Below are 15,795 nucleotides of genomic sequence, written 5' to 3'. Positions count from 1 at the left end.
GCCGCACACACTACCGAGGAGAATCATGACCAAGTGGGAATACGTCACCGTGCCGCTGATCGTCCACGCGACGAAGCAGATCCTCGATCAGTGGGGCGAGGACGGATACGAACTCGTGCAGGTCGTACCGGGACCGGACAACAATGGCCTCGTCGCCTATCTCAAGCGTCCGAAGGAATGAGCTGAACCTGCCGGCCCGCCGCTCCCACCCACTTCGAAAGAGGAACTATGTCGAAGACCCTTGACCGCATGGCCGAGCTCGGCCTCGAGCTCCCCGAGATCGCGTCTCCCGCCGGTGCCTACGTTCCGGCGCTCCGCACCGGAAACTACGTCTGCACCTCAGGCCAGCTGCCCGTCGTCGAGGGCAAACTGCCGGCCACAGGCCATCTCGGCACCGATGTCGACGTCGACACCGGCTACCAGCTGGCCCGCACCGCAGGGCTGAACGCACTGGCCGCGATCGCCGGCGTCATCGGAGACCTCGACCGGATCGTCCGAGTCGTCAAGGTCACCGGCTTCGTCAACTCCGCCGACGACTTCACCCAGCAGCCCGCCGTCATCAACGGAGTCTCCGAACTCTACGGTGAGATCTTCGGCGACCGCGGCCAGCATGCCCGCAGCGCCGTGGGCGTGAACACCCTTCCTCTGGGCACCCCCGTCGAGGTCGAGGTCGTCGTCGAGGTCTTAGGCGATGCCGCCTAGCACACGGACTCTGCCCGTGTCGTCGGAACTGCGGTGGCTGCTCGACCACTGGCAGTCCGACGGGCGGTGGCCCGTTCCCGAGGCCCCCCGCCCCACCTCGGGGATCGTACTGATCAGGGACGGAACCGAGGGCCTTGAAGTCTTCATCACCCGACAGCTCGATGCCCGCGGCGTCGAGGACCGCAACCGGTGGGCATTCCCGACCAGCAGCCTGCGGCCCGGAGATGTGCGCAAGCTTCCGCTGGCGGGGTGGAACTCCGCGCGCTGTGCCCGGGCGCTGAGCATCGAGAACAAATCCCGCGCGCTGCATCATTTCTCCGCAGCCGCACGCATCACCTTCGCCGCGACCGGCATCCTGCTGGCCGAGGACGTCGACCGAGAGGTCGTGGCCGTGCCGCAGACGGACTGGCGCACCACACGCTCCCGGCTGTTCTCGAACGAGGTCTCCTGGTCCCAGGTTCTGCGCGACCGCGACGTGAAGCTGCGTCCCGATCTGTGCAAGCCATGGCTGCGATGGATCAACACTCCGACCCAGCTGCACCGTTTCGACACCACGTTCTTCATCGCCACCGTGCCCTTCGGCCAGGAGGTCGACTTCCTGTCCCCGAACGAGACCTCGGGCGGCTGGAAGCGCCCGTCCCAGGTGCTCGAAGAGGTCGGAGACGACCCGAACAGCATCGGGGCCAGCGCCCGTCTCATCGTCGAAAGCCTCAGCGAGGTCACGACCGTGGGCGCTGCCATGGCGCAGGTGCGCAATGTTCACCCGCTGCGCCCGGAGATCATCAACGACGACGGCGACTGGAAAGTCGTCATCCAGACCGGCAAGGACCCCCACAGCAAGGGCACGCTGCGCGACCGGGCCATCGCCGTCGGCGAGACCGACAGCGACCAGAGCCCCGGGTTCCTCAGCTTCGGCGGCGATGACGATGATGACGACACACTCGACGAGGAGACCGAGGACTCATGAGAATCCGCGCGAACAATCCCGGCCCGATGACCCTGACCGGGACGAACACCTACGTGGTCTTCAGTCAGGACGACGCCTCGGCGGTGGTCATCGATCCGGGCCCGGAGATCGCCGAGCACCGGGAGGCCTTCCTCGCCGAGGTGGGCCCTCGGAGCCTGCGCGCGATCGTGCTCACCCACCAGCATGCCGACCACTCGGAGATGCTGGGCAGCATCGGGAAATGGGCCCCCGACGTTCCGGTCTACGCGGTGCTCGACCGCTTCGCCCGGCACACGGATCCGGTGGCCGATGGCGACGAGATCTCCTTCGGCGGTGCCCCGGCCGATGTGCTCCGCGTGGTGGCCACCCCCGGCCATACGAGCGACAGCATCAGCCTCATCCACGGCGGGACGCTCTACAGCGGCGACACGATCCTGGGGGAGGGGACCACGATCGTCACTCACCCCGAAGGGTCCCTGCGCGACTACCTCCACTCCCTCGACCGGCTGCGGAGCCTGCTCGATGACGAGGCGTTCGCAGTCATCGAACCCGCCCACGGCCCCCGCATCGACGATCCCGCGAAGGTGATCGACCACTACCGCGCCCACCGATCGGAGCGCATCGAGCAGGTCAGGGCCGCCCTCGGCCAGGGAGCGAAGACCGCCGGCGAGGTCTGCGACATCGTCTACCACGACGTCGACCCCTCCGTGCGGCCCGCTGCCGAGCAGATCGTCAAGGCCCAGCTGGCCTACCTCGACGCCCTGCCCGCCGACGACGCCTGAGCGCGGGGCGCAAGGACGCAGGAACGCCCGGACACCGCAGTGTCCGGGCGTTCGAGCTGCAGAGGCGCCGGTGGCTCGGCGACGTGGGAGGTCAGCGGGCGCGGTTGCGCATGCGGTCCATGTCGAGGATGACGACCGAGCGGGCCTCGAGGCGGATGAAGCCGCGAGCGGCAAAGTCGGCCAGAGCCTTATTCACGGTCTCACGCGAGGCACCGACGAGCTGCGCGAGCTCTTCCTGAGTCAGGTCGTGGGCCACGAGGACGCCGTCGGGGGCCGGCTTCGAGAAGCGCGCGGCCAGATCGAGCAGGGCCTTGGCCACGCGTCCGGGCACATCGGAGAACACGAGGTCGCCGACGGTCTCGTTCGTCCGGCGCAGGCGCTGGGCCAGGGCCTTGAGGAGGTTCATGGCCGCCTGTGGCCGTTCGTTGAGCCAGGTGGTCAGGTCTTCGTGCTTGAGGCTGAGCAGCTCTGACTGGGAGACGGCCGTGACGGAGGTCGAGCGTGGGCCCGGATCGAAGAGGCTGAGCTCGCCGATGATCTCGCCGGGACCGACCACGGACAGCAGGTTCTCGCGGCCGTCGGAGGATTCACGGCCGATCTTGAGCTTGCCCGTGGAGACGATGTAGAGCTCATCGCCGGCATCGCCTTCGTTGAAGAGTACGGTTCCCCGACGGAGACTCCGCGGGTTCATGAACTTCATCAATGCACTGGTGGCTTCATCGTCCAGGCCTGCGAAGAGCGTCGCGCCCCGCACCACTTCAATATCCACTGGTTCCTCCTTGTCGTGATAATCACACATAAATCTACCTGGTCAACTGCATCGATACCAGCAAAGACGCGGGAGTGTGGCCCATGAATGTGAAAACCCGTCCTGCCCGGTGCCGCTGGCACCGCCGCGCATATCCGCGGTGGTGGGCGGGCAGTGCGATGTGAGGGTCCTCACTGCGGAAACATCGGCCACGGATTAGGATGGTGAGCTGTGTTGACGGTGGCTGAGAAGAGCGCGCGGAAGTTCGCGAAGGAGACCCCGCTGGGCCGGACCCGGCGTGCGCGGAAGATCAATCGGATCCTCGCCGAGGTGTACCCGAATGCGAAATGCGAACTCGATTTCGAGACTCCGTTCCAGCTGCTCATCGCCACGGTGCTCTCGGCGCAGACGACCGATATCCGCGTCAACGCGGTCACCCCCGGCCTGTTCGCCGCCTTCCCCGACGCCCACAGCCTCGCCGTGGCCAACCTCGTCGAAGTCGAGGAGCTCATCCGCTCCACCGGCTTCTACCGTTCGAAGGCCCGCAACATCGTCAAGCTCGCCGACGACCTGGTCGAGAACCATGACGGCGCGGTTCCAGACACGCTCGACGAACTCGTCAAGCTCGCCGGAGTCGGCCGCAAGACCGCGAATGTGGTCCTCGGCAACGCCTTCGACACCCCGGGCCTGACCGTCGACACGCATATGGGACGACTGGCCCGGCGCTTCGGCTGGACCGAAGAGACAGACGCGGTCAGAGCCGAGAACGACATCGCGTCCCTGTTCCCGAAGAGAGAACTCACTGTGCTGTCACACCGGGTGATCTTCCACGGGCGTCGCATCTGCCACTCCCGTCGCCCCGCCTGCGGCGCCTGTCCGCTCACGGCACTGTGTCCCTCCTTCGGAATCGGCGAGCTCGACCCCGAAAAGGCCCGCACCATGCTCCGGTTCGAAATGGCACCCGAGGCCACGTCGTGAACGTGCGGACGACACCATGAGCGCCGAGGCGGCCGACCGCAGATTCGGAAGCGCGGGCGACATCCGGCCCGGCAACGCGCCCGACCCGCGGTTCGGTCACGATGTGGAGATTCCGCGGATCCCCGATGAGAGTGCGACGGTCGCCGACGGAGCGCTGCGCTCCCAGCTGGAGGACCTCGCCACCTCGCACGGCTCTCCGCTGTGGCTGCGCCGGATGAAGAAGGCCGGCCAGGACAAGGTCCGGGACGCCGCAGTCCTCATGCTGTTCGGACGGGGAGGACGGGCCCGGACCGAGGCGGGTCGAGCCGAGAGCCGGCGACTGGCGGAGCTCGGCGTCGCCGACGTCGACATCGTCCTCCTGCAGCGGGCGGCGACCCTGCGTCACCACCCGGGGCAGGTCGCCTTCCCCGGCGGCGGACGTGACCCGGAGGACGAATCCATGGCCGCAGCCGCTCTGCGCGAGGCCGAGGAGGAAGCAGGGATCTTCCCCGACACCGTTGAGGTGCTCGGGCAGATGGACCCGCTCTACATTCCCGTGAGCAGGTTCGAGGTCACTCCTGTCATCGGCTATTGGCGACAGCCGGGGGCCGTGCAGGTGATGGACGAACGCGAATCGTATTCGGTCTACCGCATCGCCGTCGCCGACCTCGTAGCGCCTGGCAACCGAGGGACCTTCGCCCGGCCGGACCTGAAGATCACGACCCCGGCCTTCGACGTCGGTGTGCTCAAGGTGTGGGGCTTCACGGCAGGCATCCTCGACTTCGCGCTCGACCACCTCGGCTGGGCGGGAGAATGGGACCCTGCGGCCTCGATCGCGATCGATCTCTGACCGGCCGCCGACAAGAGAGACCGGTCGCCGACAGCCCGAGAGGCGCACAGACAGAAGCGGCGCCGGACATGCTGTCCGGCGCCGCTTCTGTCGTGGCGAAAAGCTGGGCTCAGTACCTCGGACCCGAGGGGTTCTTCAGCGCACGCTTGACCGAAGCGACCAGGGACTTGGCCGAGCCGATCGCCGTTCCCGGGACGGGGTTGCCTTTCTTGAACAGTGGGAGCGCGACGAGGACGAGGACGATCGCGATGACGGCAAGGATGCCGAAGACGATGAGGAAGCTTCCCCACCACGGCCAACCGAGGCCCTCATGGAAGGCAGCCGCACCTGCGAAGATCACCATGAAAGACGACAGGAAGAGCAGGAAGAGCGCGGCGATGGCGAGGCCCGCTCCGATGCCCAGGTTCTTGGCACCGGCAGTGGCCTCGGCCTTGGCCAGCGCGATCTCTTCCTCGGCGATCGCTTTGGAATCGTCGCTGATGCCTTTGATCAGTTCGCTGATCGACCTCTCGGCCATGAGTGCTCCTAAATCGAGAACGGGGACAATCTAACTTAAGAGTAGTCTGAAGGCGCCCAGCGGCCAAGGCGAATCGGCGGGAAAACGGCAAAGCCCGCCGGACGCGGTCGGCTCAGACCTTCGCGACCGACTTCTCGATGCTGTCCATCACCGAGGCATCGGCCAGGGTCATCGTGTTGCCGATCTCGCGGTTCTCCGCGACGTCCTTGAGCAGCCGCCGCATGATCTTGCCCGACCGGGTCTTCGGCAGGTCGGTGACGATGTGGACCTTCTTCGGCTTCGCGATCGGACCGATGTCCTTGCCCACATGCTGACGCAGCTCCTCGGCGGTGTCGGCCGAGTCCTCGACGCCGTTGGACACGATGACGAAGGCGATGACGGCCTGCCCGGAGGTGTCGTCCGCGGCGCCGACCACGGCCGCCTCGGCGACGTTGGAGTGGGCGACGAGCGAGGATTCGATCTCCGCGGTCGACAGGCGGTGGCCGGACACGTTCATCACGTCGTCGACGCGACCGAGGAACCAGATGTCGCCGTCCGCGTCCCTGCGGGCACCGTCACCGGCGAAATAGGTGTCCTCGAAACGAGACCAATAGGTCTCCTTGAAGCGCTCCGGGTCTTTCCAGATGCCGCGCAGCATCGCAGGCCACGGCTGGCGGATGACGAGGAGTCCGCCCTCGGGGCCGGCCGGGTTCTCGCCGGAGTCGTCGACGACGTCGACGGAGATGCCGGGGATCGGCCGCTGCGAGGAACCGGGTTTGGTCGAGAGGACGCCGGGCAGGGGTGCGATCATGTGGGCACCGGTCTCGGTCTGCCACCAGGTGTCGACGATCGGGCAGCGTTCGCCGCCGACGACGCGGTGGTACCAGCGCCACGCCTCGGGGTTGATCGGTTCGCCGACGCTGCCGAGCAGGCGCAGGCTGGACAGGTCGTACTTCGCCGGGATCTCCTCGCCCCATTTCATGAAGGTCCGGATCGCCGTCGGTGCGGCGTAGAGGATCGTGGCCTTGTATTTCTCGACGATCTCCCACCAGCGGCCCTGATGCGGGGTGTCCGGGGTGCCTTCGTAGACGATCTGGGAGACACCTGCGGCCAGTGGGCCGTAGGTGACATAGGAGTGTCCGGTGACCCAGCCGACGTCGGCAGTGCACCAGAAGACGTCGGATTCGGGCTTGATGTCGAAGACGGCCTTCATCGAGTACAGCACCTGGGTGAGGTAGCCGCCGGAAGTGTGGAGGATGCCCTTCGGCTTACCGGTGGTGCCGGAGGTGTAGAGGATGAACAGCGGGTTCTCCGAGTCGAAGAACTCGCATTCGTGCTTCGCGTCGGCCTTGCCGACGGTGTCATGCCACCACTGGTCCCGGCCGTCGACCATGTCGATGTCCTGACCGGTGCGCTCGACGACGAGGACGTGCTCGACGGGGGTGTCACCGGCGGACAGGGCCTCGTCGACGGCGGGCTTGAGGCTGGTGGGTTTGGTCCGGCGATAGCTGCCGTCGGCGGTGATGACCACGCGGGCTTCGGCGTCGATGATGCGTGAGCGCAGGGCGTCGGCGGAGAAGCCGCCGAAGACGACGGAATGGGCCGCACCGAGGCGGGCGCAGGCCAGCATCGAGATCATCGCCTCGGGAATCATCGGCAGGTAGATGGCGACACGGTCGCCGGCCGTGACGCCGAGATCGGTGAGCGTATTGGCCGCCTTCGACACCTCGGCGAGGAGCTCGGCATAGGTGAAGATGCGCGAGTCTCCCGGCTCACCCTCGAAGTTGATGGCCACGCGGTCGCCATTGCCGGCGATGACATGGCGGTCGAGGCAGTTGTACGCGATATTGAGCTTGCCGCCGACGAACCATTTCGCGAACGGAGGGTTGGTCCAATCGAGGACCTCGTCGAAGTCCTCGTGCCAGTCGACGAGCTCACGGGACTGCTCGGCCCAGAAGCTCAGGTAGTCGGCGTCGGCCCGCTGGTATTCGTCGGCACCGACATTGGCGGCGGCTGCGAACTGCTCAGGTGGGGCAAAGGTCTCGGCCTGATCGGCGATGCTTTCGGTCATTCTTCCCTCCGACTTCTTTGGTGGATCGAAAATTCTAGTTGCACTGTATACCCGCCGACGGGGGCCGGACAGCAGTGTTTCGTGCGATGAGCGGTGGGAGTGGGGGTAGCCACAGAGGCTCTGATGTGCTATGCGTCACACGCCTCCGATGCCGCGGCACTGGGGATTTGCCCCGCCTCGGCGGTGGGAGAACCTGGCTTCCGGAGGGTGCATCAGGTGTGGATGAGTGCACAGGAGGCCTGTGTTCTGCAAGGATGGGAGCAGAGTCTGTCGGGATCCGTCCCGCGCAGACGCCGCAACACTGTTACCTTTTCCCGAGATCGAGTGGAGTAAGCGATGAGTTCGCCGCAGCATCCAACCGGGTCCGGGCCACAGCCGTGGCAGGATCAGCCCCCGCAGCACCCGGGGCAGAACACGCCCCAGGCGGGCGGTCAGCCCCCGGCATACGGATCGGGCCCTGGACCCTACGGTTCTGCGCCCGGACAGGCCTACGGATCCGCGCCCGGCCAGTACGGCTCTGCGCCCGGGCAGAATGCCTCGGCACCGGGTGCCTATGGTTCAGCCCCGGGCCCCTATGGCTCTCCCGCCCCGTACGGCTCCGCGCCCGGCCCCTATGGTTCGGCCCCCGGCCCCTATGGTTCGGGACCCGGCCCCTACGGTTCAGGACCCGGCCCCTACGGTTCAGGGCCCGGGCCCTACGGTTCGGGGCCCGGACAGTTCGGCGCGGGGCCAGGACAGTTCGGTGCCGCACCGGCTCCCAAGCAGCGGTCGGGCCCAGGGCTCATCGGACCGCTGACGCTGCGCGACCTGTTCCTCCTCTTCGCAGGCCTGCTCGCGTTCATCACACTGTTCGTGCCATATCGTGACTACGGGTTCGAGACCACGACTCTATGGCACTGGAACGTCGCCGATATGGGCGCGCTCGTGTTCACCGTCCTCTCGATCCTGCTGCTGGCGACTGCCGTCCTCGTCAACAAGCTCGGCAACGGCCGTCTGCGGATCGGCTCGCTCAGTCTCGACCAGTTCATCTCGGTGCTCTCGGCGATGGCCTTCACCTACGCGTTCATCGATCTGCTCACCTCGGCGGTCTACTGGCATGTGGGTGCCTACCTGGCCTTCTTCGCCGCGCTCATCGCCTTCTTCGCCGGCGTGTTCACGATGATCCCGTTCTTCGCCCGGGAATTCGCCGGGCGCGAAGACGTCGAGACCCATCCCAAGGCTCGCCCCGTGTCCAAGCACACTCAGCACCCGGCCCCCGTGGCCAATGTTCCCGGCAGCGGCGCGGGCGCACCCGGGTTCGCCCCCTACGGCTCGGCGCCGGCCGGTGCCGGTCAGCCCGGCGGACCGGGACAGCCCGGGCCCGGCGGATTCGGAGACCCCGGCCAGCAGGGCGGTTTCGGAGGGCCCGACCAGTCAGGACCCGATCAGTTCGGTCAGCATCCCGGCGGGCCGCAGTATGGGCAGCAGCACGGACAGCCCGGGCAGCCGCAGTTCGGGCAGCCAGAGCCCGGGCAGCCCGACGACAATCAGCGGCCCAACCCCTACGCACCGCCCGAGCAGCAGGAACAGGAGCGCTCGGCGAACGCCTTCTCGGCGCCGGCATCGGGCGAATCCTCCGACCAGCCGGTGCACAGCACCGGTGACGGCCAGACCTACCTCGGCGCTCGCGATTCGGATGCTCCACAGCATTCGCAGAGCGAACCCACCCAGGCCTTCGGCTTCGGCGCAGACCGCGAACAGGGCGGCGTCCGGGACGAGCAGCCCACCGCGACAGGACCGCAGACGGCCGAGAGCGAAGACTCTCACTCCGGTGCCGCGGCGGCAGCCGCCGGTGCGGGCGTCCTCGGCGGAGCCGCCGTGGCCGGTGCGTCCTCGGCGAATGCTGATGACTCCGAACGCCGACGTGGCCGCCACGCCGCCCCGGACTCCGAGACGGACGATACGATCGGGACCCCGAAGCCGCACGCAGATGAGGCCGTCGCGGATGCCGAAGCGAACTCACCCGCAGCTGCGGGTGCAGTCGACCCGAGCGCGGAACCGGCCCGGTTCACGGACTCCGCGGACACCGCCTCGGCGAGCGATGAGGAGGCTCCGACCGTCGTCTCCCCGGCGGAGAGCAGCGACCTCGTGTCCAAGGTCAATGCGAAGTCCTCGGACACGAACGCCGGCACGGGCGAGGACTCATCACCGTCTCTCGGTCAGGCGACGAACGACCAGCCGGCGACTCGTACCGAGTCGACCACCGTCCCCGAGAGCGAGGAGCCCACTCAATACGTTCCGGTCGCCTCGTACGGCGACCGGTCGGCGGCAGAGGCCGAAGGTGCGGAGACCGGCCGCTCGGACGAGGAGACGGTGGCGCAGACGGCCATCGACGGTGAGCCGGTGCCTGCTGACGCCGGGCAGGGTGCCCGTGAGGACGGCGAGCGCCCCATCATCCAGGCGTTCTGGTTCGCCGTTCCCGAACCGCGCGAAGCCGTGGACCCGACCACCGGGATGCCGGTGTTCACGATCTACCCCGGCGACTGGTACCTCAGCCTCGAGGACAAGGGCTCCTGGTTCAAGGTCCGCGACACCGACGGGCGCGAAGGAATCCTGCGCAATATCGAAGGAATCCAACGCGGCTGAACCGGTCGGCACCGACTCGAACGTCCGCGCTGTGGACGCAGTGCGGCGCGGACGGCGCTCGCAGGCGTCGCCTGCACTGATCGGGCAAGACGAACACCGCCGCTGACCAGGACCGGGGACCGCGGTGCACCGCAAAGGGCGCCTCCTGTGACTCGAACTCACAGGAGGCGCCCTTTCGCTGTCCCATCCACAGGAGCCCGCGCCCGTCTGGTCCGCACGCCGGAACATCAGACAGGCTCGTGGCATGCAGGTAGCCCTCATCACCGACCTCGGCGCAATCACCGAAGAATGCGCCCGGGTGGCAGAAAGCATCGGCGTGACCCTCACGGTTCTGCCTCCCGACTCCGGAGGCTGGCAGTCCGCCTCCCTCATCCTCCTCGGCGAGGACGTCGGGGAAGCACCCGCGACCGATCACGCCGACCGGATCCTCGTCGTCCTCGACGGCGACGAACCCGCATCGACTTGGGCGAAAGCGGCCCACCTCGGCGTGGATCAGCTGGCAGTGCTGCCCGCCGCCGCGGAATGGCTGAGCGGGCGGATGATCGCGGCCATCGAACCTCCTGTCTCCCCGGGCACGACGGTCGGCGTCGTCGCCGGCTGCGGCGGTGCCGGCGCCTCGGTGCTCGCCTGCGCGCTCGCTCGTCGGGCCGGTGCCGATATCAGCACCGTGCTCGTCGACGCCGATCCGCTCGGGGGCGGACTCGACCTCGTGCTCGGGGCCGAGCAGGTGCCCGGGCCCCGTTGGACCGACCTCAGCGCCTCCCGCGGACAGCTGCGCCCCTCGACACTGGCCGACGCGCTGCCCCGTCACGAAGGGCTGGCCTTGCTGTCCTGGGGACGTGACGACACCGTCGACCTCGATCCGGACGTGTTCGACGACTTCCTCGCCGCGGCCGGGCAGGCCTTCGACCTCGTCATCGTCGACCTGCCCCGTCACGCCCCACCGCAGTGGACCCGCCGCTGCCATCACGTGCTGCTCGTGGCCCCGGCCAGGGTCCGCTCCGCGGTCGCTGCCTCCCAAGTCGCCAAACGACTCTCACAGGCCCACCCCGATGTCCGCCTCGTCGTCCGCGAAACCGGAGTCGGCGGCCTCGACGCCGAACTCCTCGCCGAATCCATCGGGCTGAGTCTGGCCGGAAGCATCCGCGATGATCGCGGGCTGTCTGCCGCCGTCGACCGCGGCGAGGGCATCCCGGGAGGAGCCCACCTCGGTCGCCTCGTCGATCGGCTGCTGGGGGAGTGGGTGGAATGAGCGAATGGCTCGACGCCTCCCTCGTCGCCGACGTCCGCAAGACCCTGCTCGACAATCCCGGACCGGTGACCACGGCAGCCGTCGCCGAAGCGGTCCAACGCACCGGCCGCGTCCTCGGGTCGGCCGCCCTGCTCGAACTCGTCACCCGGCTGTCCGCACAGCTGTCCGGGGCCGGTCCTCTGCAGCCCGTGCTCGAGGTGCCGGGAACCACCGATGTGTTCGTCAACGGACCGCGGGAGATCTTCGCCGACACCGGTGACGGTCCTCGGCTGCTCGACCTCTCCCTGGGCGCCGAGGACGAGGTGAGGTCCCTGGCGGTGCGGCTGGCCGCGCTCGGCGGGCGCCGCCTCGACGACGCGAGTCCCTATGTCGATGTGCGACTGCCCGACGGGGTGCGGATGAATGCGATCGTCCCGCCGATCTCGGGCGAGACCACCACGATCTCCTTCCGCGTGCCCAAACGCTCCGGATTCCCTTTCGCCCAGCTGTGCGCCGAGGGGTTCGTCCCCGATGATGTGAGCCCTCTGCTCGCCGAGGCGGTTGCGTCGCGGGCGAACATCCTCATCTCCGGGGGCACCGGAACGGGCAAGACGGCCCTCCTCGGTGCTCTGCTCTCGCAGGTCGAGGCCATTCAGCGCATCGTCATCGTCGAGGACTCCCGCGAACTCATCGTCACCCATCCCCATGTCGTCCAGCTCGCGGCCCGACAGGCCAACGTCGAAGGCGGCGGGGAGGTGACCCTGACCGACCTCGTCCGCAACGCCCTGCGGATGAGGCCTGACCGCCTCGTGGTCGGTGAGTGCCGCGGGGCCGAGGTCAGGGACATGCTCACCGCGCTCAACACCGGCCACGAAGGCGGATGCGCGACGATCCACGCGAACACCGCCGACGCCGTGCCCAGTCGGGTCGCCTCACTCGGTGCGCTGGCGGGAATGAGCCCGGAGGCCGTGTATTCGCAGTTCTCCACGGCCATCGACCTCGTCGTCCACCTGCGCCGATCCGGGTCCGACCGGGGCGTGACCGAACTGGCGATCCCGATCCGGACCGGTGCCGATGGGGTAGTGATGGAACCGGTGTGGGGGCGGCCCTCGCCTTCGGCCGAAGGGACCGTCAACCGGCGTGCCCTGGCACGGTTCGAGGCCGTGCTCGAGCAGAAGTCAGCCGGATGACCGTGCTCATCGCAGTTCTCGTGGCCGCAGGGATCATCCTCGCGGCCCCGTCGGCGCCGGGCGCGCGTCTGCGCGAACTCCTGCGCCGCAGCGAGGGCGCGGAGACCGATCGACGGAGCCTGCGCAGGATCCGTCGCCGAGGCGGGTCCGCAGAGGAGTCACAGGCGGACAGGCTGTGGGCGATCGGCGCGGTGGAGAACTGCGCACACCTGCTCAAGGTCGGGATGACCCCGCAGGCGGTGATGACGACCTTGAGCCGACAGAACGAGGCCTTGGTGCCGATCTCACGGGCGATCTCCTTGGGCGAGGAACCGGGCCGAGCCATCGCCACACGCAGCGCCGAACTGCCCGCTCCTGCCGCCGAGGTGCTGATCGGAATGGCCGCGGTGTGGACCGTCTCCGAACGGTCCGGGGCGCCCGCAGCCGAGATGATCCTGCGCTATGCCGCCGCCCAACGCGATGCCCTCGATGCCGAGCGCGAACGCCGGATCGCGATGGCCGGACCGAAATCGACGGTGCGCGTACTCAGTTGGCTGCCGCTCATCGGCATCGGCCTGGGGCTGCTCATCGGCGTGGAGCCGACGGATCTGGCCACCGGTCTGCCGGGTCAGCTGAGCATCGGCGGGGGTGTGGCCCTCTACGTGCTCGGCCGTTGGTGGATGAGGACGATGATGCTGCGGGCGCAGCGGTGATCGTGATGCTGCCTGTGCTCATCGCCGCCTTCGTCGCACTCGGAGTGCTGCTGTGGTCGGGAACGACCCGTTCGCGCCTGCAGGGACTCCTCGGCCACACCGCTGCCGGGCACGGCCCCGGACCCCGGGCGGGGAAGGGCGCGACGTCCGCGGCCGGGCATTCCACGGGCAGGCACGATGATGCCGCCCAGGAGCCCCGCAGAGGTCGAGCCGACCGTACCGGAACCGGCACAGTCGTCGCCGATGACCAACTGGCCTTCGACCTCGATCTCGTGGCGATCTGTCTGACCTCCGGCCTGCCGATCCCCGTGGCACTGGCACTCACCGCTGAGGCCACCGGGGACCGTTCCGGCCTCCAGCGGATCGGCAGGGCGATGACGATCGGCGGCCGGAAGCTCGCCGAGGACGACCGGCTGCTGCCGGTTCTCGAGGTCTTCGAATTCTCCGAACACACCGGAGTCGGACCGGCTCCGCTCATCGAGTCCGTGGCCAAGGAGCTGCGTGATTCCTCCCGCCGCCGACAGCAGGAGGCCGCAGCGGCATTGGGGGTGCGGCTGGTGCTGCCGTTGGGTGTGTGCATTCTTCCGGCCTTCCTGCTGCTGTCCGTCGTGCCCGTCGTCATCTCCCTCCTCTCGGATCTGGGGACCGTCTTCTTCTGAGCAGGGTGCTGAACCGATTTTCAGGAAGGGCCGATAGGGTCGATGCATGTCACCGGTCACACCCTTCAGCCAACTGTCCAGCGTCGAACAGGCGGAAGAATACGCAGAGAAGCTCTTCGTCGGTCGATCCGTGCGACTGCGACCCCTGCGCGAGGACGATCTGCCCTATCTCGAGCAGTGGTGGTACGACCCCTCGATCGTCGTCCTGCAGAACCACACGGTTCTGCCGCGGCCCGAAGGGGGAGTCTCGGAACAGTTCTCGCAGTGGAGTGCGAACACTACGAGCGACGCCGTGGGCTTGAGCATCGAACTCATCGAGACCGAGGAGTTCGTCGGGCACGTCACCCTGTACGGGCGCAACCCGATCAACCAGTCTGCGACCCTGGCGATCGTCCTCGGTCCTGAGTTCCACGGTCGCGGATACGGCTCCGACGCTGTGCGGTTGGCCGTGAACTACGGATTCCTGCAGTTGGGACTCAACCGCATCGAACTGCAGACCTGGGCGTTCAACACCCGCGGCATCGCCTCCTACACGAAGGCCGGCTTCGTCGAGGAGGGGCGCCGCCGAGAAGCCGTGTTCTTCAACGGGCGGCGCCACGACGAGGTGATCATGGCCATCCTCAGGGACGACTGGGCGAGCAACACCTGAACCGACTCCGAACCGACTTCGTCGCCGCTGGCTGTGGACGCTGCCGCGACTTGCACGTCATTGACCTGTGGAGGGTGAAACGGCTTCCACAGGCACGGTTTCACTCCTGGACATGACTGCCTCCCGCCTCGCAGGCTGATCTTCCGCTCGCAGAGTGCGAACGGAGCCGTTGCCAAGGAGGAGAGCATGAGCACCACGTCACCTGCCCCGGAGATCGACGACCCACCGGCCGGTCCGATCGAGCCCGCGAGGCAGATCGAGCCCGCGAGGCAGATCGAGCCTGGAGGGGAGATCGAGCCGTTCGCCGGCCGTCAGGCCGCCGAGGAGTTCTGGAGAGCGGACACCGGAGCGACCACCGCAGAATACGCCATCACCACGCTTGCCGCCTGCGGATTCGCGGCCCTGCTCGTCGTGATCCTCAAATCCGAACCGATCAAGGAGCTCGTCACCGGAGTCATCCAGACCGCTCTCGGAATGGGAAGCTGAACGGAGATGGAACGCGGACGCTCCCGTGAGCGGCACAGTGACCAGAGCCGCGACGCGGGCACGGCGACTGCCGAATTCGCCGTCGTCATGCCGGCGATTGTGCTCCTCGTCGTGCTGCTCACGGGAGCCGCCGCAGTCGGTTTCTCCCAGCTGCGAGCTTTCGATGCAGCACGATCCGCGGCGCGTGAGATCGCACGCGGGGAGCCCCAGACGGCCGTCGTCGCCGAGGCGAGGAAACACGCGGGAACCTCATCGAAGGTCACCGTTCGCGCCGATGGCGGGTATTCGGTCGTCACGGTCACCATCCGCCTGCCCGACGCGATCTTCTTCCTCGACACGGTCGATGCGGCCGCCACTGCCAGGTACGAAGGGGACAGAGGCGGATCCTCATGACGAACATCGTCGTCGGGCTCTGCTCCATCATCCTCGTACTCGTGACCGCGGTCGGCAGCCTCGGGCAGGCGTTCGTGGCTCACACCCGGGCCCAGAGTGCCGCGGACCTGGCGGCGCTCGCCGCCGCGGACGCCGTGCGCGGACTGGCCACAGGAGAGCCATGTGAGATCGCGGAGGAGGTGGCCGAACGCAACGGAGGCGAGATGAGCGACTGCCGTGCCTCGCTGAGTGAGCAGTCGGCCTATGTCGCCGTCGAGGTCGACATTCCCGGCCCGCTGCCGAAGGTCCGGGAGAAGGCCGTGGCCGGAAAATAGCCCA

General features: G+C 67.8%; 18 protein-coding genes. 15 read left to right on the top strand and 3 right to left on the bottom strand.

Annotated features, from left to right (window positions below; translation table 11 throughout):
- The first annotated feature begins 25 nt into the window (after positions 1 to 25).
- From sp36 to IIE29_RS11980, 4 genes are read left to right on the top strand one after another with little or no spacing between them, the layout of a single operon-like run.
- Complete coding sequence (gene sp36 / locus IIE29_RS11995; RefSeq protein WP_009883339.1) at positions 26 to 181, top strand: Sp36 family protein; 156 nt, start codon at positions 26 to 28, stop codon at positions 179 to 181.
- A gap of 47 nt (positions 182 to 228) precedes the next feature.
- Positions 229 to 702, top strand: coding sequence for a RidA family protein (locus IIE29_RS11990; RefSeq protein ID WP_209325519.1), 474 nt, complete (start codon positions 229 to 231; stop codon positions 700 to 702).
- 16 nt (positions 703 to 718) lie between these two features.
- The gene (locus IIE29_RS11985) at positions 719 to 1,669 is read left to right on the top strand and encodes an NUDIX hydrolase (RefSeq protein WP_343071893.1); all 951 of its coding nucleotides are present in this window, start codon (positions 719 to 721) and stop codon (positions 1,667 to 1,669) included.
- Positions 1,666 to 2,430, top strand: coding sequence for an MBL fold metallo-hydrolase (locus IIE29_RS11980; protein WP_209325517.1), 765 nt, complete (start codon positions 1,666 to 1,668; stop codon positions 2,428 to 2,430). The genes IIE29_RS11985 and IIE29_RS11980 overlap by 4 nt, the downstream gene beginning before the upstream one ends.
- Before the next feature lie 91 nt (positions 2,431 to 2,521).
- Here IIE29_RS11980 and IIE29_RS11975 read toward each other — a convergent pair whose 3' ends face one another.
- Positions 2,522 to 3,199 (bottom strand): Crp/Fnr family transcriptional regulator, encoded by a 678-nt coding sequence (locus IIE29_RS11975; protein ID WP_209325516.1) that lies wholly within the window; start codon positions 3,197 to 3,199, stop codon positions 2,522 to 2,524.
- Positions 3,200 to 3,409: 210 nt separating this feature from the next.
- Between IIE29_RS11975 and nth the strand changes: the two genes are divergently transcribed.
- Entirely contained in the window at positions 3,410 to 4,156 is a 747-nt protein-coding gene (nth, locus tag IIE29_RS11970) for an endonuclease III (protein ID WP_209325515.1), read from the top strand.
- A 16-nt stretch (positions 4,157 to 4,172) separates the two neighbouring features.
- Positions 4,173 to 4,985: an NUDIX hydrolase gene (locus IIE29_RS11965; protein ID WP_209325514.1), complete on the top strand. Its 813-nt coding sequence runs from the start codon at positions 4,173 to 4,175 to the stop codon at positions 4,983 to 4,985.
- A gap of 109 nt (positions 4,986 to 5,094) precedes the next feature.
- On the opposite strand, the gene IIE29_RS11960 is transcribed toward IIE29_RS11965, so the two are convergent.
- Positions 5,095 to 5,502 (bottom strand): phage holin family protein, encoded by a 408-nt coding sequence (locus IIE29_RS11960; protein ID WP_209325513.1) that lies wholly within the window; start codon positions 5,500 to 5,502, stop codon positions 5,095 to 5,097.
- A gap of 112 nt (positions 5,503 to 5,614) precedes the next feature.
- Entirely contained in the window at positions 5,615 to 7,552 is a 1,938-nt protein-coding gene (acs, locus tag IIE29_RS11955; protein ID WP_209325512.1) for an acetate--CoA ligase, read from the bottom strand.
- A gap of 336 nt (positions 7,553 to 7,888) precedes the next feature.
- Between acs and IIE29_RS11950 the strand changes: the two genes are divergently transcribed.
- The 9 genes from IIE29_RS11950 (at position 7,889) to IIE29_RS11910 (ending at position 15,791) form a co-directional block, all read left to right on the top strand.
- Positions 7,889 to 10,177 (top strand): hypothetical protein, encoded by a 2,289-nt coding sequence (locus tag IIE29_RS11950; RefSeq protein ID WP_209325511.1) that lies wholly within the window; start codon positions 7,889 to 7,891, stop codon positions 10,175 to 10,177.
- 244 nt (positions 10,178 to 10,421) lie between these two features.
- On the top strand, positions 10,422 to 11,429 hold the full coding sequence (gene ssd, locus IIE29_RS11945; protein ID WP_209325510.1) for a septum site-determining protein Ssd: 1,008 nt from the start codon (positions 10,422 to 10,424) through the stop codon (positions 11,427 to 11,429).
- A complete protein-coding gene (locus tag IIE29_RS11940; protein WP_209325509.1) occupies positions 11,426 to 12,598 on the top strand; it encodes a TadA family conjugal transfer-associated ATPase in 1,173 nt (390 codons plus the stop codon). The genes ssd and IIE29_RS11940 overlap by 4 nt, the downstream gene beginning before the upstream one ends.
- On the top strand, positions 12,595 to 13,290 hold the full coding sequence (locus tag IIE29_RS11935; protein ID WP_209325508.1) for a type II secretion system F family protein: 696 nt from the start codon (positions 12,595 to 12,597) through the stop codon (positions 13,288 to 13,290). The genes IIE29_RS11940 and IIE29_RS11935 overlap by 4 nt, the downstream gene beginning before the upstream one ends.
- Entirely contained in the window at positions 13,254 to 13,949 is a 696-nt protein-coding gene (locus IIE29_RS11930) for a type II secretion system F family protein (protein WP_343071892.1), read from the top strand. Before IIE29_RS11935 ends, IIE29_RS11930 begins: the two co-directional genes overlap by 37 nt.
- 46 nt (positions 13,950 to 13,995) lie before the next feature.
- Entirely contained in the window at positions 13,996 to 14,598 is a 603-nt protein-coding gene (locus IIE29_RS11925) for a GNAT family N-acetyltransferase (RefSeq protein WP_209325507.1), read from the top strand.
- Between the two features lie 186 nt (positions 14,599 to 14,784).
- Entirely contained in the window at positions 14,785 to 15,084 is a 300-nt protein-coding gene (locus IIE29_RS11920) for a DUF4244 domain-containing protein (protein WP_209325506.1), read from the top strand.
- Positions 15,085 to 15,090: 6 nt separating this feature from the next.
- Positions 15,091 to 15,477 (top strand): TadE family protein, encoded by a 387-nt coding sequence (locus tag IIE29_RS11915; protein WP_209325505.1) that lies wholly within the window; start codon positions 15,091 to 15,093, stop codon positions 15,475 to 15,477.
- Positions 15,474 to 15,791 (top strand): Rv3654c family TadE-like protein, encoded by a 318-nt coding sequence (locus IIE29_RS11910; RefSeq protein ID WP_209325504.1) that lies wholly within the window; start codon positions 15,474 to 15,476, stop codon positions 15,789 to 15,791. The genes IIE29_RS11915 and IIE29_RS11910 overlap by 4 nt, the downstream gene beginning before the upstream one ends.
- The last annotated feature ends 4 nt before the right edge of the window (positions 15,792 to 15,795 follow it).

Origin of the sequence: Brevibacterium renqingii (genome assembly GCF_017808095.1) — a bacterium.
Taxonomy (GTDB): Bacteria; Actinomycetota; Actinomycetes; order Actinomycetales; family Brevibacteriaceae; genus Brevibacterium; species Brevibacterium renqingii.
The sequence above is the reverse complement of the archived record's forward strand: the minus strand, read 5'-3'. Positions and strand labels throughout refer to the sequence as shown.